Annotated in this window: 1 protein-coding gene; it reads right to left on the bottom strand. The window is 62.3% G+C overall.

What is annotated here, in order from left to right; translation table 11 throughout:
* On the bottom strand, nt 1-371 hold a 371-nt coding region (locus EN845_RS34080; RefSeq protein WP_245511882.1), incomplete at both ends, for an ABC transporter substrate-binding protein.

The raw sequence follows: 371 nt of genomic DNA, 5'->3' as shown, positions 1-371 counted from the left end.
GCGAAGGTCTGGGCATTGGAGTTGGGATCGAAATAGTCCTGGCCCCAGTTGCCGATATAGATGTCGTGGTTGCGGGCGCGGTACTTGGTCAGCGTCTGCTTGCCGTCGCCGGGGATGATCTCCAGCTTGATGCCGGCCTGGCCGAGCGTCTGCTGGATCGATTCCGCCATGCCGGTGGTGGGCTGGCCGACGCGCACGTCCATGGTGACTTTGAAGCCGTCAGGCAGACCGGCTTTGGCGAGCAATTCCTTGGCCTTGGCGACGTCGAGCTTGAAGGGATTGTCGTCGATGGCGCCGAGGTCGCCCTTGGGCAGGAAGGACTGGTGGATCTCGCCGATGCCCTTGAGGATGGTCCAGCTCATCGCGTCATA

It is taken from the genome of Mesorhizobium sp. M8A.F.Ca.ET.202.01.1.1, from assembly GCF_004791595.1.
Lineage (GTDB): Bacteria > Pseudomonadota > Alphaproteobacteria > Rhizobiales > Rhizobiaceae > Mesorhizobium.
This window is presented reverse-complemented; position numbering and strand designations above follow the sequence as displayed.